The organism is Rhizobium rhizoryzae (assembly GCF_011046895.1).
Lineage (GTDB): Bacteria > Pseudomonadota > Alphaproteobacteria > Rhizobiales > Rhizobiaceae > Neorhizobium > Neorhizobium rhizoryzae.
In genome coordinates this window covers 3125312-3147847 of record NZ_CP049250.1, presented here as the reverse complement: position 1 = coordinate 3147847, position 22536 = coordinate 3125312, and the positions used below count along the sequence as shown (strand labels likewise).

The following is a 22536-nucleotide window of genomic DNA, read 5'->3' as shown; positions in this document are numbered from 1 at the left end:
CAACTCGCCCTTTATGGTGCGCGCACTTAAACAAGAATAATGCGGCCGAAGAATGAGTACGGTCGCCGAGGAGACTTTGCATGTTCAAGGGGTCCATGCCCGCGCTCATCACGCCATTTACCGATGCGGGCGCAGTGGATGAGGAGGCGTTTGCTGCTCACGTGGAGTGGCAGGTTACGGAAGGCAGCACTGGTCTGGTGCCGGTCGGAACCACGGGCGAATCTCCTACGCTCTCACATGATGAGCACAAGCGCGTCATTGAACTGTGCATTGAAGTCGCTCGCAAACGTGTGCCCGTCATTGCGGGCGCCGGCTCCAACAATACGCGCGAAGCTATCGAACTGGCCCAGCACGCGGAAGCGGCGGGTGCAGACGGTTTGCTCGTTGTGACGCCCTACTACAACAAGCCGACGCAGAAGGGCTTGTTTGCCCATTTCTCGGCGGTTGCAGAGGCCGTGAAGCTGCCTATCATCATCTACAATATCCCGCCGCGTTCAGTCATCGACATGACGCCGGAAACAATGGGCGCCCTGGTCAAGGCACATTCCAATATCGTGGGCGTGAAGGATGCGACTGGCAAGCTCGATCGTGTTTCCGAACAGCGCATGACATGCGGCAAGCAATTCATCCAGTTGTCTGGCGAAGATGGCACGGCTCTCGGCTTCAATGCCCATGGCGGTGTTGGCTGTATCTCGGTGTCTGCCAATGTGGCACCACGCCTGTGTGCAGAGTTCCAGCAGGCGACGCTGGCCGGTGATTATGCCAAGGCATTGGAATACCAGGATCGCCTGATGCCGCTCCATAAGGCCATCTTCATGGAGCCGGGTGTCTGCGGCACCAAGTACGCTCTGTCGCGCACGCGTGGCCTCAACCGGCATGCGCGTTCGCCGCTCATGTCGACGCTTGAACCTGCCACCGAGGCTGCCATCGATGCGGCACTCAAGCATGCGGGCCTCCTGAACTGACAAGGTCGGCAGCCCTTGCTTGGCTGCCATCTTTGCTTTTGAGAGCCGACACACTACATCATTGATATCGTCCGGCTATCGGGCGGATCATCAGGAACTGGAATAGGCAGATGGCACCCAGAGGCAGCCAGCGCGTCGTCAACAAGATCGTTGCGGAGAACCGCAAGGCGCGCTTCAACTACGAGATCGTCGATACCTACGAAGCAGGTCTGGTTCTGACCGGCACCGAGGTCAAATCTCTGCGCGATGGAAAAGCCAATATTGCCGAATCCTACGCCTCGGATGAAGGTGACGAAATCTGGTTGATCAACTCGCACCTGCCGGAATATCTGCAGGCGAACCGGTTCAATCATGAGCCTCGGCGCCGTCGTAAACTGCTGCTGAACAAGCGGGAGATCAGCCGTCTAAGGGCAGGTATCAATCGTGAGGGCATGACACTCGTGCCGTTGAAGATCTATTTCAATGAAAAGGGCAGGGCCAAGCTGGAACTCGCTCTGGCCAAGGGCAAGAAACTGCACGACAAGCGCGAGACCGAGAAGGAACGCGACTGGAATCGCCAGAAAAGCCGGTTGTTGAAGACCGGCTGATCTGTTGTTCCCGATCAGGTTGGTCGGGTGTGCTACCTTCCGCTCATGCCCAGCGTGAAGAGCAAAGCCTTCTGCTTTGCTTCGTACAGGGCGCGCTCCTGCTCATAGGCGCGGAATGCCGGATTGAGGCGCATGCTCTCCCCCTCCAGATCCGCATTGAGATCTCTCATTTGATATGGGTTGAGATCGATAATGCTATTCGAGATCCTCACCTGGCGTCGAAGAGCCGCTCTCGTCAGCATCGCGATGGTTTCATGAACGGCGCGGCCGGTCTCCGTGACTGCGGAGATGACGAGGGAATGGGCGTGGCTGATCGTGCGCATGGCGATATCCTTTCAAACGGCACGAAGAGGTGATGCCCGCGCTGCAGCATGCAGGCAGGGGATCGGCGAATGGGTGAGGGGTTGATGATGCGCGGCTGTCGCCGCAAGCTGTACGCAGACAATGCTGCTGCAGCATCAATTCGTCCAGCGAATGTTTGAGATAGATGCGATCAAGTTTTATGATCGATAATGGGGGCCTGAAATATTCCGAACAACAAAAAAGGCGCCACCCGGGCGCCTTTTCGTGAATGATGATGATGCGTTTTAGCTCGTCGGCAGATCTGCACCGGCATCATGTGGACGCACAGGCCGCTCGGAGGGGTCGCGACCGATTTCCGCCTTCAGAGACAGAAGATCGATGAAATGGTCCGCCTGACGGCGCAGGTCGTCTGCGATCATCGGTGGCTGCGTTGCCATGGTCGACACGACCGAAACCTTGCGGCCCTTGCGCTGCAGTGCTTCCACGAGCGTCGTGAAATCGCCGTCGCCAGAGAAGAGCACCAGGTGATCAACGGTCTCGGACTGTTCCATCGCGTCGATAGCCAGTTCGATGTCCATATTGCCCTTTACCTTCCGGCGTCCCATGGAATCGGTAAATTCCTTGGCAGGCTTTGTCACAACCTTGTAGCCGTTGTAATCAAGCCAGTCGATCAGCGGACGAATGGACGAATATTCCTGATCTTCAATAAGAGCGGTGTAATAGTAAGCCCGCAACAGGTAGCCGCGCTTCTGAAAAGCCTTCAGCAATTTGCGATAATCAATGTCAAAACCAAGGCTTTTCGAGGCTGCGTAAAGATTCGCGCCATCGATGAAGAGAGCTATTTTTTCGCGGGGGTCAAACATAAATCCTCATCCGTCCCAGAAATGCTACTGCGACCCTGCCACTATGTCTGTCGTACGAATAATTTCACAACAGAGTTGTAGAAATGGCTGGTAACATTATGATATTTTCATATAACCAGCCTTTACGGCACGGCTCAAATTTATCCAAGCAACTTATGGTTGAATATACCATAGACTTTGTGGTGAGAAGGGGGTAAATCGCAGCCGCCCGAGGAAAAACTTGAATTTGGCGACCTTTGCCTGTATCCGGCATATCAAATCCTGAAATACCGACCATAAAGGACAGGCTATGGCCCGCGTCACAGTAGAAGATTGCATCGACAAAGTCGATAACCGTTTTGAGCTTGTGCTTCTGGCAAGTCATCGGGCGCGTCAGATTTCGCAGGGTGCTTCCATCACCGTTGACCGCGATAACGACAAGAACCCGGTCGTGGCCCTGCGCGAAATCGCCGATGAGACGCTATCGCCGGACGATCTGAAGGAAGATCTGATCCACTCCCTGCAAAAGCATGTGGAAGTCGATGAGCCGGAACCCGATCCGTCCAGCCTCATTGCCGCCAATGCAGGTGCTTCCGGTCAGGACAAGGTGCTTGACGAAGACGATCTTCCTGAGACGTTGACGTTCGACCAGATGTCGGAAGAAGAGCTGCTTGCCGGTATCGAAGGTCTCGTTCCGCCGGAAAAGAGCGACGACTACTGATATTTATCAGTCAGCGCTGTATCTCATGCAGCGCAGCAGATATATTGATGGTCGCGTCGACGCATAGGTCGGCGCGCCATTTTTGTTTTCAAGTTCGACAGGATTTTCCACGGCATGATGCGGCAATACGAGCTCGTTGAGCGCGTCCAGAAGTACAAGCCAGACGCAAACGAAGCTCTTCTGAACAAAGCCTATGTCTACGCCATGCAGAAACATGGCCAGCAGAAGCGCGCCAGCGGCGATCCCTACATTTCCCATCCGCTGGAAGTTGCCGCCATCCTGACCGACATGCATCTGGATGAGTCGACCATTGCCGTGGCTCTCCTGCACGATACGATCGAAGACACCACCGCGACGCGCGCCGAAATCGATGAGCTCTTCGGCGAGGATATCGGCCGCCTCGTCGAAGGTCTGACCAAGCTCAAGCGTCTGGATCTTGTTTCCAAGAAGGCAAAGCAGGCAGAAAACCTGCGCAAGCTGCTGCTTGCGATCTCCGATGATGTGCGCGTTCTTCTGGTCAAGCTTGCCGATCGGCTGCACAACATGCGCACGCTTGAACACATGCGTGATGACAAGCGCGCCCGCATTTCCGAAGAAACCATGGATATCTATGCGCCGCTTGCGGGTCGCATGGGTATGCAGGACATGCGCGACGAGCTTGAGGATCTTTCGTTCCGCTATCTGAACCCGGAAGCCTATGAGACGGTTACCAAGCGCCTGGCAGAGCTTTCTTCGCGCAACGAAGGCTTGATCTCGAAGATCGAGGAGGAATTGCGCGAACTTCTCGTCGCCAACGGATTGCTGAACCCCTACGTGAAAGGTCGGCAGAAGAAGCCTTATTCCGTCTTCCGCAAGATGCAGTCGAAATCCCTGTCCTTCGAGCAGCTCTCGGACGTCTATGGCTTCCGTATCCTGGTGGATGATATTCCGGCCTGCTACCGTGCGCTCGGCATTGTCCATACTCGCTGGCGCGTCGTTCCGGGTCGTTTCAAGGACTATATCTCGACGCCGAAGCAGAACGACTATCGCTCCATCCACACCACGATCGTCGGCCCGTCGCGGCAGCGTATCGAGCTGCAGATCCGCACCCGGCGCATGCATGAGATCGCGGAATTCGGCATCGCGGCGCACAGCCTCTACAAGGATGGGGAGAACACGGAGGGCGGCGAACTGCTCTCCAAGGAATCGAACGCCTATTCCTGGCTGCGTCATACGATCGAGGCGCTGGCGGAAGGGGACAATCCGGAAGAATTTCTCGAACATACCAAGCTCGAGCTGTTCCAGGACCAGGTTTTCTGCTTCACGCCAAAGGGCAAGCTGATCGCCCTGCCGCGCGGTGCTACCCCAATCGATTTCGCCTACGCGGTTCATACCAACATCGGCGATACGACGGTCGGTGCGAAGATCAATGGCCGCATCATGCCGCTTGTCACCCGCCTGAATAATGGCGATGAAGTCGAGATCATTCGGTCCGGCGTACAAGTTCCGCCCGCTGCCTGGGAAGAGATTGTGGTGACCGGCAAGGCGCGTGCGGCCATTCGGCGCGCAACTCGCATGGCAATCCGCAAGCAATATGCTGGCCTTGGTTATCGCATTCTGGAGCGCACATTCGAGCGCGCCAGCAAACAGTTCTCGCGCGACATCCTGAAGCCAGCGCTCTTCAGACTTGGCCACAAGGATGTGGAAGACGCGATCGCGTCTGTAGGACGCGGTGAGCTGTCCTCGCTGGATGTCTTCCGGGCTGTGTTCCCCGATTACAAAGACGAGCGCGCCACCATCAAGCCGGCGGCCGATCAGGGCTGGTTCAACATGCAGAGCGCCTCGGGCATGATGTTCCGCCTGCCGGGCCGTGAACGCACGGCGCAGGAGGCAAGCGAAGCGGCCGTGCCAAATGGCGCTGGTCCCGATCCCTTGCCGATCCGTGGTCTTGCCGATCATATCGAGGTTCAGTTTGCCCCATCCGGTGCGGTGCCCGGAGATCGCATCGTGGGTATCATGGAAGAGGGGAAGGGCCTCACCATCTACCCTATCCAGTCTTCCGCGCTTCAACGCTTCGACGATCAGCCGGAACGCTGGATCGATGTTCGTTGGGATCTGGATGAGGCCAACAAGTCTCGTTTCATGGCGAAGGTCGTCATCAACGCGCTGAACGAGCCCGGTACTCTGGCCACCGTCGCCCAGACAATTGCCCGCCTCGACATCAATATCCGCATGATGACCATGGGGCGTGTTGCAACCGACTTCTCGGAACTGGCGCTGGAGCTGGAAGTCTGGGATTTGCGTCAGCTCAATCAGCTGCTTTCGCAGTTGAAGGACCTGGATTGCATCTCCACGGTCAAGCGGCTCTACGATTGATCATTCGTTAATCGCTCTTTGCCTGTCTTCTAATCAAGCCATGCGTGTAATGCATGGCAGCTGAAGCGGACTGGCTCTGGTGGTTTCAATCGGTTCGTCTTATGTTTTGTGCATCGCAACAAGGAGACGAACACATGTTCAAGCCCATGAGACAGCTCGCCCGCGCCCTTCGCGCTCCCACCGTTCAGGAACGTGAAATGGCCTATTTGAACGATGCGAGCGATGCAATCGAACTCGAATACCGCATGCGCCAGGTCGATCGCGGAATGTTCCGCAAGTCCTTCTGAGCAGGGCGACCCACAACCTGCCTCGCACAATAATTGTGCGGTGCAAAATACATGACTGAATATCCGATAGGTGCATGGCTCCGTCTAGGAGCGCACTCTCCGGATGGGTAGCGCGGCGCTCTTGTTCCTTGGCGCCGCTCGGCGATTGCAGAATACGCGTCCTTGCGGTATCGCCTTGAGGACTGGCGTGCGCGGCCTTTGTCGCTTGAGCGCCAGCATGTGGCACAGATCCATCTTGATGGTGGCTTTGTTGACCAGGGCGAAAGGATCACCATGATCATTGGAATGGGTAGCGACCTGATTGACATCCGAAGGGTCGAAAAATCCATCGAGCGTTTCGGCGAGCGCTTTACCCATCGCTGTTTCACGGAAACTGAACGCCGCAAGTCCGACGGGCGCAAGACACGTGCCGCCTCCTACGCCAAGCGCTTCGCTGCCAAGGAAGCCTGCTCAAAGGCCTTGGGCACCGGCATTGCGCAGGGCGTCTTCTGGCGTGACATGGGGGTCGTCAACCTGCCATCAGGCAAACCCACAATGCTTCTGACAGGCGGCGCAGGTGCGCATCTGGCATCGATGATGCCCGCCGGGCACGAAGCTGTGATTCATTTGACCATTACCGATGAATATCCTTACGCTCAGGCCTTTGTGATCATCGAGGCCCGCCCCATTTCTAGTGAAGCCTCCATCCTGTCGCGCTGAGGCATTGCCCGCTCCCCTGGAAGGGGTTAGAGAAGCGCGAAAGCCGATAACGAAAGACGTCAACCGTGTCCGAAAAAGCCGAAAAGTCACAGAGCGCCCTCTGGGAAAACATCAAGGTCATCATCCAGGCGCTTCTGCTGGCGTTGGTTATCCGAACTGTTCTGTTTCAGCCCTTTACGATTCCGTCAGGCTCGATGATGCCGACGCTTCTGGTGGGCGACTACATCTTCGTCAACAAGTTCGCCTACGGCTACTCCAAGTATTCGCTGCCTCTTTCGCCAAACCTGTTTTCTGGGCGCATTCTGGCCAGCGAACCGACACGCGGTGATGTCATCGTTTTCCGTCTGCCGACAGATCCGAACGTGGACTATATCAAGCGCCTGATCGGCCTGCCGGGCGACCGTATCCAGATGATCAACGGTGTCCTGCATTTGAACGGCAAGCCGGTGCCCAAGCAGCCTGATGGAAAATTCACATCGGACTACCGTCTCGACCCCGGCACGGATGTGCCGGTCTTCCGCGAGACGCTGGATAATGGCAAGGCTTACGAAACGCTGGATCAGATCCAGGATGGCCGTGGCGATAACACACGCGAGTTCGTTGTTCCTGCTGGCCACTATTTCTTCATGGGTGACAATCGCGACAATTCTCTCGATAGCCGCTTCGATGTGGGCTACGTTCCTGCGGAAAATCTCGTCGGTCGCGCCAGCATCATCTTCTTCTCGCTGGGCAACGATACGTCCTTCAGCGAAATCTGGAAGTGGCCTGCCAACATGCGCTGGGATCGTCTATTCAAGGTCGTTCAATAATGAAGTCGACGACCCTGTCCGCAGAACAGCGCGTGAAGCTGGAAACGGCGCTCGGGCATACGTTTGCGGATAAGCAGTGGCTGGATCGGGCGCTGACGCATTCAAGCACCGGCGGCGGCAAGGCCTCGAACTACGAGCGGCTTGAGTTCCTGGGCGACCGCGTTCTTGGTCTGTGTGTGGCAGAACTCTTGTTCAGCACCTATTCGACGGCGACGGAAGGCGAACTTTCCGTTCGCCTGAACCAACTGGTCAGCGCCGACAGCTGTGCCAGTGTCTCGGATGATCTCGGTCTTCACCAGTTCATTCGTACCGGTTCCGATGTGAAGAAGCTGACTGGCAAGCGCATGCAGAACGTGCGGGCCGACGTTGTGGAAAGCCTGATTGCGGCCATCTATCTTGACGCCGGACTGGAGGCTGCGCGAAGCTTCATTCTCAAGCATTGGGAAAAGCGGGCGAAGAGCTCGGCCAATGGCCGCCGTGATGCCAAGACGGAATTGCAGGAATGGTCCCACGCGAAGTTTGGCCGTACGCCTCATTACCGCGTTGATGATCGTTCCGGTCCCGACCACGAACCGCAATTCACCGTGACGGTCGAAATTGAGGGTGTAGAGCCCGAAACCGGTATCGAGCGCTCCAAGCGGGCCGCGGAGCAGGTTGCAGCAACGAAACTGCTGGAGCGCGAAGGCATCTGGCAAAAGCCTGAACAAGAAGGCTGAAGGGTCAAGATGAGCGAAGAACAGAACATTGCCGACGATGGTGTCGGCACTCATGCGGCGGATGCGCCAAAAACCCATTCCGGCTTTGTGGCCCTGATCGGTGCGACGAATGCCGGCAAGTCTACGCTGGTCAATCGGCTTGTTGGCGCCAAGGTGTCGATCGTCAGCCACAAGGTTCAGACGACGCGCGCTATCGTGCGGGGCATTGCCATCCACAAGAACGCGCAGATCGTCTTCATGGATACTCCTGGTATCTTCAAGCCGCGCAGACGTCTGGATCGCGCAATGGTGACATCCGCCTGGGGCGGCGCCAAAGATGCCGATTTCATCATGCTGTTGATTGATAGCGAGCGCGGCCTTCGGGGCGATGCGGAAGCGATCCTGGAAGGTCTGAAGGACGTCCACCAGCCGAAGATACTGGTTCTGAACAAGATAGACCGTGTGAAGCCGGAGGATCTGCTCAAGCTGGCGCAGACTGCGAACGAGGCCGTCAAGTTCGAGCGGACATTCATGATTTCGGCCACGACGGGATCTGGCTGCGAAGATCTCATGGATCACCTCGCAGAGGTTCTGCCGGAAGGCCCGTGGTACTATCCGGAAGACCAGATTTCCGATCTGCCCATGCGCCAGCTCGCTGCCGAAATCACGCGCGAAAAACTGTTCCTGCGCCTGCATCAGGAGCTTCCCTACTCCTCGCATGTTGAAACGGAGAAGTGGGAAGAACGTAAGGATGGATCCGTTCGCATCGAACAGGTGATCTATGTCGAGCGCGACAGCCAGAAGAAAATCGCGCTGGGCAAGGGTGGCGAAGCGATCAAGGCAATCTCCACTGCGTCCCGCAAGGAGCTGTCCGAAATCCTCGAACAGCCCGTTCACCTGTTTCTGTTCGTGAAGGTTCGCGAGAACTGGGGCGATGATCCAGAGCGTTTCCGCGAGATGGGGCTGGAGTTCCCGAGGGGCTGAGCCCTTGCTCTACCGCTTCTGACGGTCCATCAGCGCCTTCACTTCCAGGAAGCGTCGACGATTTTCGTCTTCCTTTTCGCTTGCTGAGTAACAGGTGTTGGAAATGCAAAAGCGCTTGAGCCCGAACGGGGCTTGAGCCTTGTCGAACTCGCAATTGATCTCGTTGGTATAGTCCGTCGGCTCCGGGTTGGCCCGTGTAGAGTAAGTGAGGCGTGCACCCGGCGGATCAAGCTCCGGAAAGGACTGCACAACGCCGGTCTTCAGCGTCGGGACCAGCATGAAGCTCTGGGCCACTGCAACGCAGGCCTGCTCCAGTTCGGCGGATTGCGCGCGGGCCATTTGCGGCGCAATGGAGATCAATGCGGGAAGGGTGATAAGGACGGCGAGCGACGCGTTGCGCATGGTTTCTCCGGAATTTTTACTCTCGGCGCAGCAACCGATCAGCCCCCTGTTTGGTTCCCGCATCCAGACACCGGATGCTATGTTTTGTTCCAGCACGTCTTCGCGATTGCGCGTAGACCCGATGTCAGGTGAAACTGCGTTCCAGAAGGAAGACACGGACACTATGCAGTGGCAGGATGAAGGCATTGTGATCGGTGTTCGCCGCCACGGCGAAACGAGCGTCGTTGCGGAGCTGATGACAAAGACGCGCGGTCGCCACATGGGCCTCGTTCGCGGTGGACGTTCCCGCACCATGCAGCCGGTGCTTCAGCCGGGAAACCGCGTGGATGCGGTCTGGCGCGCCAGACTGGACGAGCATCTGGGTGATTACAAACTTGAGCCGATCCACCTGCGGGCGGCGCGTCTCATGGAAAGCGCAACCGCGGTTTATGGCGTGCAGGCCATGGGGGCGCTGCTTCGCCTGCTGCCGGAGCGAGATCCGCATCCGCATCTGTTCGATGCTCTGGATGCCATTCTCGATCATATGGAAGATCCTGCCGGGGCCGGGGAACTTTATGTTCGCTTCGAACTTGCCGTCTTGAATGATCTCGGCTTCGGGCTCGATCTGGGCGAATGCGCGGCCACGGGTACGCGGGAGAGGCTGGTCTACGTGTCCCCGAAAAGCGGACGCGCGGTCAGTCGGGATGCAGGTGCGCCCTATGCGGACAGAATGTTGCCGCTCCCCGGTTTTCTCTCGCCGGAGCCCTCCGAACCGGCGGGCGTGCGCGAACTGGCGGATGCCTTCCGCCTCAGTGGCTTCTTTCTACATCGACATGTCTACGAGCCGAGAGGCCTGCAGCAAAACGCCGCCCGGGACGGTTTCGTCCAGGCGGCGCTGAAAGCACTGGAGCGCAGGAACAAGCCAAGCGAGCCGGTTCCGTCGGACGTTTGATCAGGCTGGGTTCGCGGCCAGAAGCCGTTCGACCGGACGTTCGCGGATAGGCCAGTGAACGATTGCCGCAAAGATGCCAAGACCGACGCCCAGCCACCACACGGGATCATACGAACCGAAGTGATCGTAGAGATATCCGCCCATCCACACGCCGAGGAAGGAGCCGATCTGGTGCGACAGGAATACCATGCCGCCTAGGAGGCCAAGATGCCGCGTGCCGAACATGATGGCCACGAGACCGTTCGTCGGCGGAACCGTGGATAGCCACAGCAGGCCCATGACGGTGGCGAAGACGATGACCGAAAGGGGAGTCTGCGGCAGAAGCAGGAAGGCCGTCACGGCAATTGACCGGCCGATATAGATATAGGCCAGGAAATAGGGTTTCGAATATCGCTGACCGATCCAGCCCGCGCCCAGCGAGCCGATGATGTTGAAAAAGCCGATGAGGGCCATGGCGATGACGGCGTATTTCGCATCGATGCCGATATCGCCGAGATAGGCCGGGAAGTGCGCTGTGATGAACGCCACCTGGAAACCGCAGACAAAAAAGCCGCTAACCAGCAGCAGATAGCTCTGGTGCGCAAACGCCTCGCGCAGGGCTTGTCCAACACTCTGTTGAACGCTGGATGCGCTCTGGGTACCGGAATTTGCATTCCCCTTCAGCGGGAAGGCGAGCAGCGGAATGATGAGCATCAGGCCGCCCATGATGACCAGGCTGTCCGACCACCCATAGAGGTTGATCAGCGTCTGGCTGAGCGGCGCGAAGAGGAACATGCCTGCGGACCCGGCCGCTGTGCCGATACCGAAAGCCATGGAGCGCTGTTGCGGTGTGACATTGCGCGCAAAGGCCGAAAGAATCACGCTGAACGAACCGGCACCCACCGCAAGACCAACCAGCATACCGCCGCCCACATGCAGCCAGACAGGCGCTGTTCCATGCGCCATGAGCAACAGGCCTACAGCGTAGAGAACGCCGGAGGCGACGAGAACGCGCGCTGTGCCGAAGCGGTCGGCGATTGCTCCGAAGAACGGCTGACTCAAGCCCCAGAACAGGTTTTGCAGCGCCATGGCAAGGCCGAAAGTGCTGCGATCCCAACCGGTTTCCGAAAGCATCGGCAATTGGAAAAAGCCCATGGCCGAGCGAGGACCGAACACGAGCATTACGATGAGGGAGCCGCTGGCAATGATAAGCCAGGGCATTTGCGAGGCGAGGGCACTTGGCTTGGTCATGTCGGTATCATCCCATTTTGCAGGAGAATAACCGTGTCAGGCTCAAAACCAAGTGAGTTTTCTTTATTGCTTACATTCAACTCTGTGATGAATGCGAAGCCGCATGCGAGGTTCGCTTATCGCTTCTTGATCGCCCACGGCTCTTTTGCGCCGACAGACTGCGCCTCATCACCCACCTTGATGGTGCCATGACCCACAGGCACGGCATTCCAGCCGAAAAGCGGACCGGGGACGCTTCGATCCGCAGACATGCGCATCCGGCCCATGGCAGGCATCGGGGACGCAATGTCTCGGGATCCGGTTGCCTGATCCTGAGTCGTCATGATGCAGCGTGCGCAGGGTTTGACGAGCCTGAAGAGAATGTCACCAATCTTGACCGCTTCCCAGCCGTCTTCGGCCCAGGCCACGTCATGCTCCAGCACGATATTGGCGCGGAAGCGCTCCATTCCGACGGTCGCTTCACCATGGGCCGCCATGTTTTCATTCAGCGCGTTGAGCGAGGCCGTGTTGGTGATCAGCACCTGATAGCCGTCACCGAAGGCCACCGGCGTTTCCTCACCCACCCAGTTCACGCTGGCCGTCCGGCGCGATACCTCGTCGAAATGGACGAGCTGCAACGGGCGCTGCATCCATCGCGATATCGTCTGGTTGATCTCTTCGTCGGCAACCGCCGCATTCACCGTCGAGTCCCAGATGATGACGTCTTGTCTGCGGCGATCTGGAGTGGCTGGCGCCAGCAACGGCTCATCGCTGCCCATCCGCAGCGTAAGGCCATTGTCGTCTGCATAGGCGGATATCTGCGCCAGCTGCGGCAGGTCACGCTGAGTCACGAACTTTCCGCTCGGTTCGGTCACCATCCAGCGGCGGTCACCGGCCAGCCCGAAGGCATCCACCTGGGCCTCGTTGAGACTGATGCCACGGGCGCTTTTCAGCGGAAAAATATTCAGGGCGGAAACACGCATCAGCCGTTCTCGATCTCGTCCAGAAGTGTATCGTAAACCAGCTTTAGTCGCGCATGCCGCGCTTGCGCAAGGGCCTGCCCCGTTTGCGTTTGAAAGCCCTCTGCCAGTTTGAACAGCTTTTCAGGGAAGTGGTCCAGCGCGAACCTGTTGCCGTTGATGTCGCGATCCAAAGCCCGCGGATCACCAGCATCATAAAGACTGCTGCCCATGCGGCCTGAGATGTAGAAGCAGCGGGCGGCTCCTATCATGCCGATTGCATCCAGCCTGTCGGCATCCTGAAGGATTTTGGCCTCGATGGTCTCGGGTTGAATGCCTGCGGAAAAGCTATGCGCTTCAATGGCATGGGCGACCTTTTCGATTCTGTCTGTGAAGCCGCCGAGTTCGGTGAGCAAGGAGGTTGCTTTCAGAGCCGCCAGCCGCGACGCCTTGCTGCGGTCCGGCGAGTTCTTCTCCACACTCACACAATCATGCAGAAGAACTGCAGCAGCAATGACGTCGGCATCGCCGCCCTCCTTGCCATGAATGCGCATGGCGTTCTTGAACACTCGGGCAAGATGCGCCGTATCATGCGCGCCATCTTCTGCATCGAACGCATGCGGAAGAAGCGCCGCCGCCAGATCCTGGAACGGCGCAAAAAGATCAGTCACTTTGTCCATCATGCCGCCGGCTCTTCCGGCGCTGGTGTCGAGCGGGCCAGTACCTTTTGGTAAAACAGGCCGATGCCGATCAGAACACCGCCGAGCCCGATGAAGGAGAGGGCGCGAAGAATCCCTTCCAGGTTTGACATATCGATGAGGAAGGCCTTGCAGACTGCGATCAGAACCAGCGCCGCCGAGGCAAGGCGAAGGCTGCGCGCATTGAAGCGCGAGCCCAGCACCAGAAGGCCCACCCCAATCGCCAGCCACACAACGGAATAGGTATAGGTCTCCGCAGAGAGGAAGCCCTTCCATTCCGCAATATGTGGCCCCTGCCAGAACCAGCGCACACTCAGCGTTGCCCAGGCGAAAACGAGAATCGCCGCGGCGATCGCCAGCATGACGACATAAGGGCGCGGACGCTTGTCGCGCGCGTAATAGGCAAGCCCCGCATAGGCGAGCGCAGGCAGCAGATAGCCCGGCAGCAGCAGGTTTACCAAAGGCCAGCTGCCAAGATTCTCATCTGTAAAGAACGGATTGAGCGCACCGAGATGCAGGAAGAGCGCATTCAGCGTTGCAACTACGCCTGCAAGGATAGAACCGTAGCGCAAAGCGCCGGATGGGTTGCCAAAATCCAGCGTCATCAAGATGCCCGACAAACCGATCAGCAGAAGCGTATAGATCGACTGTTCCCCAAGGGTCGGCACGGCATCGTTCAGAACGCCGCCGTTCATGCCATGCCGAACGAGAATGGCAATTGCGATCAGCCCCATGAGCGCCGCCAGACCCTGCAGTGCGTTCAAGGCGCGCCGACCTTCCCAGCGCCGGAGGAACCATGCGGAAAAGGTCAGCAGCGCAGCCGGAACGCCGTATCCTGCCAGCAACTGGTTGAAGACCGGCGTCGTCGAAAGGTTCTGCACTCCGACGATCGTCGGCTCCCACCCGATCCGGACCAGAGTCACGAAGGCGGCGGCGATCATCGCCCAGGGCAGTCCGCGCCAGCGGTAACGAGACGCTGCAAGAACATAGGCTGCTGCGATGATCGGAACCCCGATCGTCGTGGCGAGCCCCTTGGTCAGGCAATGCAGCGCAAGGGTGAGTGCGCCGAAAGAGCCGAGCAGCAACAAGTCGCGGGACATATGCGCAAACGCCGCGTCGTTCTCTGATGTCGAGATGCGCAGTGCCGTCGCGAGAAGTGCCGCTGCCGTCAGCAGCATCGCAATGGCGTGCCACCAGTCACCGTTCAGCGCTCCGTAGTTGATAAACGTGATGGAGGCGATGCCGAGCGGAATGATCGACGCAAGAAGCGCCCAAAACACGCTGAATTCCGGATCGATCCGGTCATTGCGGCGAATGAACAGGCAGCCGCAGAGGGTGAATATGCCCCCGAGAATGAGCCCGCCCAGAGCTTCAGGTGCAATGCTGCTCAGCCAGCCATCGACGGAAGCTTGCGGTAAAGTGGATGACACGACGCGAGAGGCGTCGAGCAGGGCGAAGAGTGAAATTCCCCAGATTGCCGTCAATCCGGCGAATATCGCGGGGATCGTCGCAGACCGACGCCCCGCGCCAAGGCCGGCAAGGCAGCCTGTCACGGCCACGAATATCAGGACCGGATCTGCGATAGCCGGAAGATCTGCCGCGACCATGGTCAGGATCGAGAGCATTACGGCCAGTGAGATCGAGATCATGATGGCCTTTGGCGAGCGCGCAAGCAGTCTGCGGGTGTAGCGCCACAGACCGCGTTCGGCTGCCGGTTCCGCGATATCTGCCACAAACCGGCGTCCTGGCCAGAAGAAGGCAGTTCCTGCAATCATGACGATCAAGGCGATGCCTGAGGCTGGCGGCGGCGGCAGAGCGCTGGGCTCCAGAACATAGGCGCTACCCCAGCTGAACATGATCCAGCACATCATCAGGAGGTTGGCGAATACGGGCAGAAGGCGCCACTCGCGAATCCGGGCCGCCAGCGTCGCGGCGCACCAAACCGTGGTGAGATAGCCAAACAGAACGTAGAAACTCGGGTCGTCGCTGGACACAAGAAGCGGCGAAACCAGACCGGCCACCAGGCCGAGCCCCGCAAGCGCCTGCCCATGCAGCAAGGAAAGCCCGAGCGTGGCAAAGGAAACAAGTGCGAGGAGCACAAAGGCCGTTGTCAGCCCGAGGAAGCCATAGAAGGCATGCGCGGTAAACACGGTCGCCAGCAGGGTCACGCTTGCCGCCGCGGTCAAGATGCCCGGAATCATGGCGTTGTTGTAGGCCTGTGGAAGTCTGGGCAGCGATCCCCTGCGCAACACTTCACCGCCCGCCGCCAGCAACAGCCCGAATATCGTCGCGAGCGTCAGCCGCGCTGCTGGCCCCAGAAGACCCGCTTCGATGGAATAGCGAACAAGAAATACGCCGCCGAGGGCAAGTGCCAGACCGCCAACCCAGACCGTCCATTGCGCGCCAAGCCTGCTTTCGAAACTTTCACGCGGCTTCGCATTGGCCGCAACCGGAATGAGTTCCGGCGTCGCGGGCTCTGTCTCTGACAGTGCCGGTTCGTCGGGCTGCGTGTGAGCGGCCGTTTCAAGTTCGGGCAGGGTTTCGGTCGGTCTGTCATTGACCACCGGAACGGTGTCAGTGCTGTTTGCGCTGCTCCCCTCCTGCAGCCGCAGCGTCAGTGTCTTCACCTCCGCTTCCAACTGGTTGACCCGATTGGACAGGCGTCGCTGGCCGATCAATAGGATCAAAACTCCAACAAGAACCAGTAATTCGTACATAGGTGCTCCGCGTTCCCAGCTCGGAACCCGTTATATCGTCTGCGCCGTCAGAAAGGAAAGGCTGAACGACAACGGCATTTGGATGCCAAAACAGCAAGCAGATCGTGCATAAGCAAAAGGCGAAAAGATTAAACTGTAATCATAAAGTTTAATTGTCCATATTTTATGCAAATGGTGCTTGCAACGCACTGAATGAACGGCTTTCATGTGCGCATTCGAAAACGCATCCAGGGGGATTGAATGTTCACGCGCCGTCTGTTTTCCAAGCTTCCGGTCATCGCCGCCGTGGCGTTGAGTGCGGGATTTTCCGCGCCAGCCTTTGCCGACACTGCCATCAAGTTCACGCTGGACTGGAAGTTCGAAGGCCCGGCAGCAGGCTTCCTGCTCGCTGTCGACAAGGGTTACTTCAAGGCTGAAGGCCTGGACGTGACCATCGATACCGGTAACGGATCGGTCGAGGCCATTCCGCGCGTTGCGACTGGCGCCTACCAGATGGGCTTTGGCGATATCAACTCCCTGATCAAGTTCCTGGATGAAGATCCGAACCAGAAGATCAAGGCTGCCATGATGGTCTATGAGCGCCCGACCTTTGCCGTCGTGGGCCGCAAGTCTTTAGGCATCACCACCGATCCCAAGTCGCTCGAAGGCAAGAAACTCGGGGCGCCGCCACCGGATGGCGCATTCGCCCAGTGGAAGGCGTTCAAGCAGGCCGCCAAGATCGATGACAGCAAGATCAAGATCGAATCGATCGGTTTCCCGGTGCGTGAGCCCATGCTGGCCAAGGGTGATGTCGACGCCGTCTTCGGCTTCGCCTTCTCGGTTGTCTTGAACCTCAAGAAGCAGGGGATCAAGGACGAGGACATTTCCACAATCCTGATGGCGGAACATGGCTTGAATCTCTATGGCAACGCCGTGCTCATCAACACTGATTTTGCTCAGAAAAATCCGGCTGCCGTGAAGGGCTTCATGAAGGCACTGGCCAAGGGCTTTGCCGACGCCGTGGCAAAACCGGAAGAGGGTGTTGCAGCCGTCCTGAAGCGTAATGAGACTCTTGACAGCAAGATCGAACTGGAGCGCCTGAACATGGCCAATGCCATGAACATCAAGACGCCTTACGTGAAGGAAAATGGCTTCGGTGGCGTGGATATGGCTCGCCTTGGTGCCTCGATCGACACGCTGAAGATCTCCATGGGGCTGAAGGGCAACGTCAAGGCCGAGCAGGTTTTTGACGCAAGCTACCTGCCGCCGAAGGCCGAGCGGATGCTGCCGTAAGGCAGCAACACCGCCAGTGCGAAGGAGAGAACATGTCTCATTTGGTTTCCATCGATAATGTCGATATGCGCTACGGGGGCGCAAGCGGCACGCTGGCGGTATCCGGCCTGACCATGCGGGTCGACAAGGGAGAGTTTGCTGCGGTCGTCGGACCATCCGGCTGCGGCAAATCCACACTGATGAAGCTGGTGACCGGCCTTCATATTCCGCAGACGGGCGTTGTCGTCGTTGCGGGACAACAGGTCACCAAGCCGGTTTCGATTGTCGGAATGGCCTTTCAGAACCCGACCATGCTGCCGTGGCGGACCACGCTTGAAAACATTCTCCTGCCGCTGGAGATCGTCGAAAAACATCGGCATCGCCTGCGCGCCAACAAGAAGGAGTATGTCGAGAAAGCGGAGCGGCTGCTGGAAATCGTCGGTCTGAAAGGGTTCGGATCAAAATTCCCGTGGCAATTGTCGGGTGGCATGCAGCAACGTGCCAACCTTTGCCGAGCGTTGATCCACGAACCGGAGCTTCTGATGCTGGATGAACCGTTCGGCGCTCTGGATGCGTTCACGCGTGAGGAACTCTGGTGCGTGATCCGCGACCTCCATGCCGCTCAGGGCGTGACGATCATTCTCGTGACGCATGATTTGCGCGAGGCAGTTTTCCTCGCCGACAAGATCTTCGTCATGAGTTCGAGGCCGGGCCGGATTTTGAAGGAGCATCACGTTCCTTTTGAACGTCCCCGTGACCTGGAGGTCATGTATCAGGCTGGCTTCAACGACATGGTGCATGAACTGCACGGCGAAATCGCAAAGGCGAGGGTGGCTGCATGAGTGCTGTTCTGGAATCTCCGCCTGTTGTCGCAAAGCCGGTCATGGCGCGGATCAACTGGGTGAAGGCGGCACCCTGGCTCTACACCATCGCGCTTTTCGTTGCCTGGGAACTGCTGGTCATCGCGCTTGACATGCCGCCGACAGTGCTGCCCGCACCGACTGATGTCTTCGGCGCCATCGCCAAATACTGGTCTCCGATCTGGAAGAATTCGATCCAGACGCTCTACACGACGACCCTTGGCTTCGCGATTGCCGTTGTGGCCGGTCTGGCGATCGGCCTTTTCATAGGTTGGTCGAAGACCATCTATGCCGGTCTTTACCCGCTGATGATTGGCTTCAATGCCATTCCGAAGGTGGCGCTGGTTCCGATCCTTGTCATCTGGTTCGGTATCGGCACGGTTCCAGCCGTTTTGACGGCCTTCCTGATTTCCTTCTTCCCGATTGTCGTGAACGTGGCCACTGGGCTTGCGACCATTGAACCGGAAACGGAAGACGTGCTTCGGGCACTCGGTGCCAAGAAGATGGATATCATGCTGAAGGTCGGTATCCCGCGCTCAATGCCCTATTTCTTCGGCTCCCTGAAGGTGGCGATTACGCTCGCCTTCGTCGGGTCCGTCGTGTCGGAAACCGTGGCTTCCAACTATGGCCTTGGCAATATGATGAGCTCTGCACAGAGCCAGTTCAATGTCCCGCTGGTCTTTGCTGGACTGCTGATGCTGGCCATCGAAGGCATCGTCATGTACGCCATCATGGCCTGGCTTGAACGCCGCATGACGGGCTGGGCGCATCGCTCGACGATGGCGCAGTAACCAAGACTGGCGGCGAGTTTGATCGCCGCCATTTTCAATTTTTACGTAGTGCGCACCGTAATGCCCGCTGCGTGGAAGGCTTCCTTTGCGCGCTTGGTCATGTCACGGGACACGGCCCACCAGACACCCGTATTGGCCCAGTAACGCAGCGAGATGACGGCTCCAGCATCGGTCAGGTCGGTCACGAAGGCGACAGGCGCGGGCTGCTTCAGAACGCGCTCATCAGAGTTGGCCATGTCGAGCAGCATCTGCATGGAGCGTTCGATCGCATCCTGATCGGCAATATGCAGCTTCAGATCGTGCATGCGCGTCGGCAGTCGGCTGTGGTTCGTGACCGGAACATTCCAGAGCAGGGAATTCGGGGTCAGGCGGTAGAGGCCGTCATAGGTTTTCAGCTCGGTCGCAAAGAGACCGATATCCTGCACGGTGCCACTCACACTCGGTGTTTCGATGTATTCGCCAACGCGCAAGGGGCGCAGGACAAGCAGCATGATACCGGCCGCGATGTTTTGCAGCGTGCCTTGCAGGGCGAGACCAATAGCCAGACCGACAGCGCCGAGAGCCGCCAGAATAGACGCGGTCTGCACGCCGAACTGACCAAGCACCATTACGACGACGATGATCAGAATGGCGTAGCGGATGATGTTGGCGAAGAATTGCGCCAGCGTCGCATCGAAACCGCGAATGCGCCCGAGGCCTTCATGAGCCCAGCGGGATAGCATTCCCGCCGCAAGCCAGCCGATGATGAGGAGCAGCAGAGCGCCGACCACGGAAAACGAGTATTGCACGGCGAGAGCGGAGAGCTGGGCGAGTGCTGCGCGTGTTGCCACGACGAAATCGGTAGCCTGTTGATCCATGCGGGGAAGATTGCCTGTCGTTGTTGATTACGAAAGGCTAATTGGTGCAGAGCTTTGCGGTATCAAGAGAGCTGGGGCACGACCTTTTTGTCTCTTCAGGGCTTGCTGATCTCATCACGAAAACGGATTGCAAGATTGACCTGCAGGGTGATTCCAATCTGCGACATCGGTGACTGGCGCTGCGTGTTGATGTTGCTGGTTATGCCAAGCAGCTTGCAGCTATCGGCAATAGACTGAGTAATGATCTGGCACTGCTTCCCAGCCAGTTGGTAAGCTCGCTTCTGGATTGCCTCTATCTGCTCCTCAACCGCCGTGCCCTCGACAATCGGATTGGATAGGCCAAGGCTCACATTTATCGATACATGCCCTTCCGGGACTTGTAACGCGCGGGGATTGTATGGAATTGTCTGGGATAGGGCCGAGTTTGGCAGGGTCGCAATGGCAATGAACAAAGCAAATGCGGAAAGTTTCTGATACATGAATATTCTCCTCTGGTGGTGGTTTCTACCAAAGGATGCATTTACTTGACTTAAACAAAGTCCCTCAATGTTGAATCAGCTCATGAATTTGGATCACCGCAAAGCGGCAACATGAAGCTTGCCCGCCCATCGGTATCAGCGCCGCGACCCATCGATTTGACGGCTGCCACCAGGCGACCGTCGCGCTTTAGAATGCGGTCCCCGAACTCGATCAATCTCGTATTAGGGGTGGCATGCGGTGCCACCTTGCGCAATCTGCCAGCGAGATCGAACTCGTCCTGATGAGGATCAACGGCAAGACAGGCGATGAGCGCTGCGGCAGGAGACCGGGAGACCCCCATCCAGCAATGGATGAGAAGCGGAGCGGACTGATCCCAGTCCTGCGCGAAATCGATCAGCTGGGAAACATGCTCTTCGGCGGGCGCAATGAGATTGCCCGTCCCAGCAAAGGCGATGTCGTTCATCTTCAGCTTGAGATGGCGCTCGGCCCGTATGACGCCCGGACGATGGAAGTCCTGATTCTCCGCAATCAGGCTCACCATCTCGGTTGAGCGGTGCCTGACCGCCAGTTCCGCGATCTTCTCCAACGGCCCAACAACGAAACCGGTCATGTCGAAACGCCTGTTACACGTTGCGTATCCAGCGCATGGAAGCGGTTTAAAAACTCCGCCTGCGCCTCAAGCGCCGCCATCGGTTCCAGCGGCAGCATTTCCCGGGTTATTCCGCGTGGCAGGCCAAAGAATTTGCGTGCTTCCTCTTGGGAGAAGCCGGCAAGCTCTGTGGCCTCGAAATAAGCTGCAACCGTATCCGCCTTTTTGATCTTCACCTTCAGCTCTCGCGATGGGTGCGGAGGCAGGCCGAAACGCAAGTGCACCGCCGCCTCCAGGCGATGTTCAACCGCCTTGTAGCCACCGCCGACCACGGCCTTGAAAGGCGAAATCATGTCGCCGATCACATATTCCGGTGCGTCGTGCAGAAGTGTCAGCAGCAAATCGATGGGTAATGCAGCAGGGTTTTGCTGGCGAAAGATGATCTCGACCATCAGGCTGTGCTGGGCAACGGAATAGGCGTGATCGCCACGCGTCTGGCCGTTCCAGCGTGCCACCCGCGCAAGACCATGGGCAATGTCGGAAATCTCCACATCCAGCGGCGATGGGTCGAGAAGATCCAGCCTTCGGCCAGAAAGCATGCGCTGCCAGGCGCGCGCGGAAGATGCCGTGGTCACGCGTCTGCCCCATCCGCATTGGTGGGGAAGCTGAGGCCGGTCCAACCTGGGAGCGTGAGGCTGACCACTACCTCGCCAGCGAGGATTGGCACTGCATTGGCCATGGCATCGCCCGCCCGGTCAATCCGCACGATGGCCAGCGCCCGGTTCCCGACCACCGTACCCAGATGACCGATCGGCTTGCCGCCGGCGGTCAATTCGGTGCCTGTTTCGGGAAGTGGATGGTCTGATTTGATCTGCACCACACGGCGCCGTGCCGTGCCGCGATGCTGCATGCGCGAAACCACTTCCTGACCCACATAGCAGCCCTTGCGGAAGGAGAGGCCGCCGTTGAGATCCATCAACACATCATGCGGGAAGGCATCCTGAAGCGCGTAATCCTGTGGTGCCGTGGCAAGGCCCGCCTGGATGCGAAGACGGTCATAGGCTTCCCTTGAGTCAGGGGCTTCAGGCTCCGGCTGCCGAAGGACGCGGAGACCTGCCTTGGCGAAGGCGGCGTCCAGGATGCCTTGCGCAGAGTCAGCCTCCTCGCCCCAGATCAGGCGGACGCTGCCTGTCGTTGCGGAAAGAGAAACCGCAGCCCGCAACTTGTACATGGTCAGGCGCTTGAGAAGCACATCGGCAATCCCTGACTGGCATTCGAGGGTAAAGCCTTCGCCAGTCCGCCAAATCAGGAAGTCGAACAGAATCTTGCCTTGCGGGGTCAGTAATGCGCCGGGGCGCGCTTCGCCTGCGGGCAAGCCGTTGACGTCGGTGGTAATGAGATTGTGCAGAAAACTCTGCGCATCGGCACCGCCGATATGGATGAAGCTTCGATCTGAAAGGCTGGCAGAAGGCATGAGATTCGTATCCGTGTTGTAACGTCACAGATAGTCAGCACTCACCATGGAGGCAAGCCATTGCCTTGGGT

At 58.2% G+C, this 22536-nt stretch carries 25 protein-coding genes; 13 read left to right on the top strand and 12 right to left on the bottom strand.

Translation table 11 applies throughout. The annotated features are described in order from the left end of the window. Positions 1-80: 80 nt before the first annotated feature. Together dapA and smpB are read left to right on the top strand one after the other, a co-directional pair. Positions 81-965, top strand: coding sequence for a 4-hydroxy-tetrahydrodipicolinate synthase (dapA, locus tag G6N80_RS21080; RefSeq protein WP_165136548.1), 885 nt, complete (start codon positions 81-83; stop codon positions 963-965). A gap of 110 nt (positions 966-1075) precedes the next feature. Then, complete coding sequence (smpB, locus tag G6N80_RS21075; protein WP_062552777.1) at positions 1076-1552, top strand: SsrA-binding protein SmpB; 477 nt, start codon at positions 1076-1078, stop codon at positions 1550-1552. 32 nt (positions 1553-1584) lie between these two features. Here smpB and G6N80_RS21070 read toward each other — a convergent pair whose 3' ends face one another. Both G6N80_RS21070 and G6N80_RS21065 read right to left on the bottom strand, forming a co-directional pair. After that, positions 1585-1875, bottom strand: coding sequence for a hypothetical protein (locus G6N80_RS21070; RefSeq protein WP_165136545.1), 291 nt, complete (start codon positions 1873-1875; stop codon positions 1585-1587). A 264-nt stretch (positions 1876-2139) separates the two neighbouring features. Next, positions 2140-2718: a LabA-like NYN domain-containing protein gene (locus tag G6N80_RS21065; RefSeq protein ID WP_062552775.1), complete on the bottom strand. Its 579-nt coding sequence runs from the start codon at positions 2716-2718 to the stop codon at positions 2140-2142. 289 nt (positions 2719-3007) lie between these two features. Here G6N80_RS21065 and rpoZ point away from each other — a divergent pair, with 289 nt between their 5' ends. The 7 genes from rpoZ to era all read left to right on the top strand — a co-directional run bounded on the left by rpoZ (position 3008) and on the right by era (position 9247). Beyond that, the gene (gene rpoZ, locus G6N80_RS21060) at positions 3008-3418 is read left to right on the top strand and encodes a DNA-directed RNA polymerase subunit omega (protein ID WP_062552774.1); all 411 of its coding nucleotides are present in this window, start codon (positions 3008-3010) and stop codon (positions 3416-3418) included. A gap of 114 nt (positions 3419-3532) precedes the next feature. Beyond that, positions 3533-5773: a RelA/SpoT family protein gene (locus G6N80_RS21055; RefSeq protein WP_062552773.1), complete on the top strand. Its 2241-nt coding sequence runs from the start codon at positions 3533-3535 to the stop codon at positions 5771-5773. Positions 5774-5907: 134 nt separating this feature from the next. Then, on the top strand, positions 5908-6060 hold the full coding sequence (locus G6N80_RS21050) for a DUF3563 family protein (RefSeq protein WP_082547010.1): 153 nt from the start codon (positions 5908-5910) through the stop codon (positions 6058-6060). Positions 6061-6333: 273 nt separating this feature from the next. Further along, positions 6334-6759 (top strand): holo-ACP synthase, encoded by a 426-nt coding sequence (gene acpS, locus G6N80_RS21045; RefSeq protein ID WP_062553214.1) that lies wholly within the window; start codon positions 6334-6336, stop codon positions 6757-6759. A gap of 65 nt (positions 6760-6824) precedes the next feature. Then, positions 6825-7568, top strand: coding sequence for a signal peptidase I (gene lepB / locus G6N80_RS21040; RefSeq protein ID WP_062552772.1), 744 nt, complete (start codon positions 6825-6827; stop codon positions 7566-7568). Beyond that, complete coding sequence (gene rnc / locus G6N80_RS21035) at positions 7568-8284, top strand: ribonuclease III (RefSeq protein WP_156379000.1); 717 nt, start codon at positions 7568-7570, stop codon at positions 8282-8284. The genes lepB and rnc overlap by 1 nt, the downstream gene beginning before the upstream one ends. Positions 8285-8293: 9 nt before the next feature. Continuing rightward, positions 8294-9247: a GTPase Era gene (gene era / locus G6N80_RS21030; protein ID WP_082547009.1), complete on the top strand. Its 954-nt coding sequence runs from the start codon at positions 8294-8296 to the stop codon at positions 9245-9247. Positions 9248-9256: 9 nt separating this feature from the next. On the opposite strand, the gene G6N80_RS21025 is transcribed toward era, so the two are convergent. Beyond that, positions 9257-9649: a hypothetical protein gene (locus tag G6N80_RS21025; protein ID WP_165136542.1), complete on the bottom strand. Its 393-nt coding sequence runs from the start codon at positions 9647-9649 to the stop codon at positions 9257-9259. 163 nt (positions 9650-9812) lie between these two features. Here G6N80_RS21025 and recO point away from each other — a divergent pair, with 163 nt between their 5' ends. Then, positions 9813-10580: a DNA repair protein RecO gene (gene recO / locus G6N80_RS21020; RefSeq protein WP_062552770.1), complete on the top strand. Its 768-nt coding sequence runs from the start codon at positions 9813-9815 to the stop codon at positions 10578-10580. Here recO and G6N80_RS21015 read toward each other — a convergent pair whose 3' ends face one another. From G6N80_RS21015 to G6N80_RS21000, 4 genes are all read right to left on the bottom strand, one after another. Beyond that, positions 10581-11810, bottom strand: a complete 1230-nt coding sequence (locus G6N80_RS21015; RefSeq protein WP_165136539.1) for an MFS transporter — start codon at positions 11808-11810, stop codon at positions 10581-10583. Positions 11811-11926: 116 nt separating this feature from the next. Beyond that, positions 11927-12772, bottom strand: a complete 846-nt coding sequence (locus G6N80_RS21010; protein ID WP_165136536.1) for an MOSC domain-containing protein — start codon at positions 12770-12772, stop codon at positions 11927-11929. Then, positions 12772-13431, bottom strand: a complete 660-nt coding sequence (locus G6N80_RS21005; protein ID WP_165136533.1) for an HD domain-containing protein — start codon at positions 13429-13431, stop codon at positions 12772-12774. Before G6N80_RS21005 ends, G6N80_RS21010 begins: the two co-directional genes overlap by 1 nt. Continuing rightward, positions 13428-16163, bottom strand: coding sequence for a DUF2339 domain-containing protein (locus G6N80_RS21000; RefSeq protein WP_165136530.1), 2736 nt, complete (start codon positions 16161-16163; stop codon positions 13428-13430). The genes G6N80_RS21005 and G6N80_RS21000 overlap by 4 nt, the downstream gene beginning before the upstream one ends. 240 nt (positions 16164-16403) lie before the next feature. Between G6N80_RS21000 and G6N80_RS20995 the strand changes: the two genes are divergently transcribed. From G6N80_RS20995 to G6N80_RS20985, 3 genes are read left to right on the top strand one after another with little or no spacing between them, the layout of a single operon-like run. Continuing rightward, positions 16404-17435, top strand: coding sequence for an ABC transporter substrate-binding protein (locus G6N80_RS20995; protein WP_165136527.1), 1032 nt, complete (start codon positions 16404-16406; stop codon positions 17433-17435). A gap of 32 nt (positions 17436-17467) precedes the next feature. After that, the gene (locus G6N80_RS20990) at positions 17468-18256 is read left to right on the top strand and encodes an ABC transporter ATP-binding protein (protein WP_062552764.1); all 789 of its coding nucleotides are present in this window, start codon (positions 17468-17470) and stop codon (positions 18254-18256) included. Beyond that, positions 18253-19065: an ABC transporter permease gene (locus G6N80_RS20985; protein WP_062552763.1), complete on the top strand. Its 813-nt coding sequence runs from the start codon at positions 18253-18255 to the stop codon at positions 19063-19065. The genes G6N80_RS20990 and G6N80_RS20985 overlap by 4 nt, the downstream gene beginning before the upstream one ends. Positions 19066-19106: 41 nt before the next feature. Here the strand turns inward: G6N80_RS20985 and G6N80_RS20980 are convergent, their stop codons facing one another. The 5 genes from G6N80_RS20980 to ygfZ form a co-directional block, all read right to left on the bottom strand. Beyond that, positions 19107-19922, bottom strand: coding sequence for a mechanosensitive ion channel family protein (locus tag G6N80_RS20980; protein WP_062552762.1), 816 nt, complete (start codon positions 19920-19922; stop codon positions 19107-19109). Between the two features lie 95 nt (positions 19923-20017). Further along, the gene (locus tag G6N80_RS20975) at positions 20018-20401 is read right to left on the bottom strand and encodes a hypothetical protein (RefSeq protein WP_165136525.1); all 384 of its coding nucleotides are present in this window, start codon (positions 20399-20401) and stop codon (positions 20018-20020) included. Positions 20402-20481: 80 nt separating this feature from the next. Then, positions 20482-21012 (bottom strand): tyrosine phosphatase family protein, encoded by a 531-nt coding sequence (locus G6N80_RS20970; protein WP_062552760.1) that lies wholly within the window; start codon positions 21010-21012, stop codon positions 20482-20484. Further along, a complete protein-coding gene (locus tag G6N80_RS20965) occupies positions 21009-21626 on the bottom strand; it encodes an HD domain-containing protein (protein ID WP_183898010.1) in 618 nt (205 codons plus the stop codon). The genes G6N80_RS20970 and G6N80_RS20965 overlap by 4 nt, the downstream gene beginning before the upstream one ends. Further along, a complete protein-coding gene (gene ygfZ / locus G6N80_RS20960) occupies positions 21623-22465 on the bottom strand; it encodes a CAF17-like 4Fe-4S cluster assembly/insertion protein YgfZ (protein ID WP_165136523.1) in 843 nt (280 codons plus the stop codon). The genes G6N80_RS20965 and ygfZ overlap by 4 nt, the downstream gene beginning before the upstream one ends. Positions 22466-22536: the final 71 nt, after the last annotated feature.

What these genes read in the sequence shown, in the direction of transcription:
- G6N80_RS21005 (WP_165136533.1), bottom strand. Translation starts at nt 13,431, where the DNA reads ATGATGGACAAAGTGACTGATCTTTTTGCGCCGTTCCAGGATCTGGCG.
- ygfZ (WP_165136523.1), bottom strand. Translation starts at nt 22,465, where the DNA reads ATGCCTTCTGCCAGCCTTTCAGATCGAAGCTTCATCCATATCGGCGGT.
- G6N80_RS20975 (WP_165136525.1), bottom strand. Translation starts at nt 20,401, where the DNA reads ATGTATCAGAAACTTTCCGCATTTGCTTTGTTCATTGCCATTGCGACC.
- G6N80_RS21050 (WP_082547010.1), top strand. Translation starts at nt 5,908, where the DNA reads ATGTTCAAGCCCATGAGACAGCTCGCCCGCGCCCTTCGCGCTCCCACC.
- G6N80_RS20970 (WP_062552760.1), bottom strand. Translation starts at nt 21,012, where the DNA reads ATGACCGGTTTCGTTGTTGGGCCGTTGGAGAAGATCGCGGAACTGGCG.
- G6N80_RS21015 (WP_165136539.1), bottom strand. Translation starts at nt 11,810, where the DNA reads ATGACCAAGCCAAGTGCCCTCGCCTCGCAAATGCCCTGGCTTATCATT.
- rnc (WP_156379000.1), top strand. Translation starts at nt 7,568, where the DNA reads ATGAAGTCGACGACCCTGTCCGCAGAACAGCGCGTGAAGCTGGAAACG.
- G6N80_RS20990 (WP_062552764.1), top strand. Translation starts at nt 17,468, where the DNA reads ATGTCTCATTTGGTTTCCATCGATAATGTCGATATGCGCTACGGGGGC.
- rpoZ (WP_062552774.1), top strand. Translation starts at nt 3,008, where the DNA reads ATGGCCCGCGTCACAGTAGAAGATTGCATCGACAAAGTCGATAACCGT.
- acpS (WP_062553214.1), top strand. Translation starts at nt 6,334, where the DNA reads ATGATCATTGGAATGGGTAGCGACCTGATTGACATCCGAAGGGTCGAA.
- G6N80_RS21070 (WP_165136545.1), bottom strand. Translation starts at nt 1,875, where the DNA reads ATGCGCACGATCAGCCACGCCCATTCCCTCGTCATCTCCGCAGTCACG.
- smpB (WP_062552777.1), top strand. Translation starts at nt 1,076, where the DNA reads ATGGCACCCAGAGGCAGCCAGCGCGTCGTCAACAAGATCGTTGCGGAG.
- G6N80_RS21010 (WP_165136536.1), bottom strand. Translation starts at nt 12,772, where the DNA reads ATGCGTGTTTCCGCCCTGAATATTTTTCCGCTGAAAAGCGCCCGTGGC.
- recO (WP_062552770.1), top strand. Translation starts at nt 9,813, where the DNA reads ATGCAGTGGCAGGATGAAGGCATTGTGATCGGTGTTCGCCGCCACGGC.
- G6N80_RS21025 (WP_165136542.1), bottom strand. Translation starts at nt 9,649, where the DNA reads ATGCGCAACGCGTCGCTCGCCGTCCTTATCACCCTTCCCGCATTGATC.
- G6N80_RS21065 (WP_062552775.1), bottom strand. Translation starts at nt 2,718, where the DNA reads ATGTTTGACCCCCGCGAAAAAATAGCTCTCTTCATCGATGGCGCGAAT.
- dapA (WP_165136548.1), top strand. Translation starts at nt 81, where the DNA reads ATGTTCAAGGGGTCCATGCCCGCGCTCATCACGCCATTTACCGATGCG.
- G6N80_RS20995 (WP_165136527.1), top strand. Translation starts at nt 16,404, where the DNA reads ATGTTCACGCGCCGTCTGTTTTCCAAGCTTCCGGTCATCGCCGCCGTG.
- G6N80_RS20985 (WP_062552763.1), top strand. Translation starts at nt 18,253, where the DNA reads ATGAGTGCTGTTCTGGAATCTCCGCCTGTTGTCGCAAAGCCGGTCATG.
- G6N80_RS21055 (WP_062552773.1), top strand. Translation starts at nt 3,533, where the DNA reads ATGATGCGGCAATACGAGCTCGTTGAGCGCGTCCAGAAGTACAAGCCA.
- G6N80_RS21000 (WP_165136530.1), bottom strand. Translation starts at nt 16,163, where the DNA reads ATGTACGAATTACTGGTTCTTGTTGGAGTTTTGATCCTATTGATCGGC.
- era (WP_082547009.1), top strand. Translation starts at nt 8,294, where the DNA reads ATGAGCGAAGAACAGAACATTGCCGACGATGGTGTCGGCACTCATGCG.
- G6N80_RS20980 (WP_062552762.1), bottom strand. Translation starts at nt 19,922, where the DNA reads ATGGATCAACAGGCTACCGATTTCGTCGTGGCAACACGCGCAGCACTC.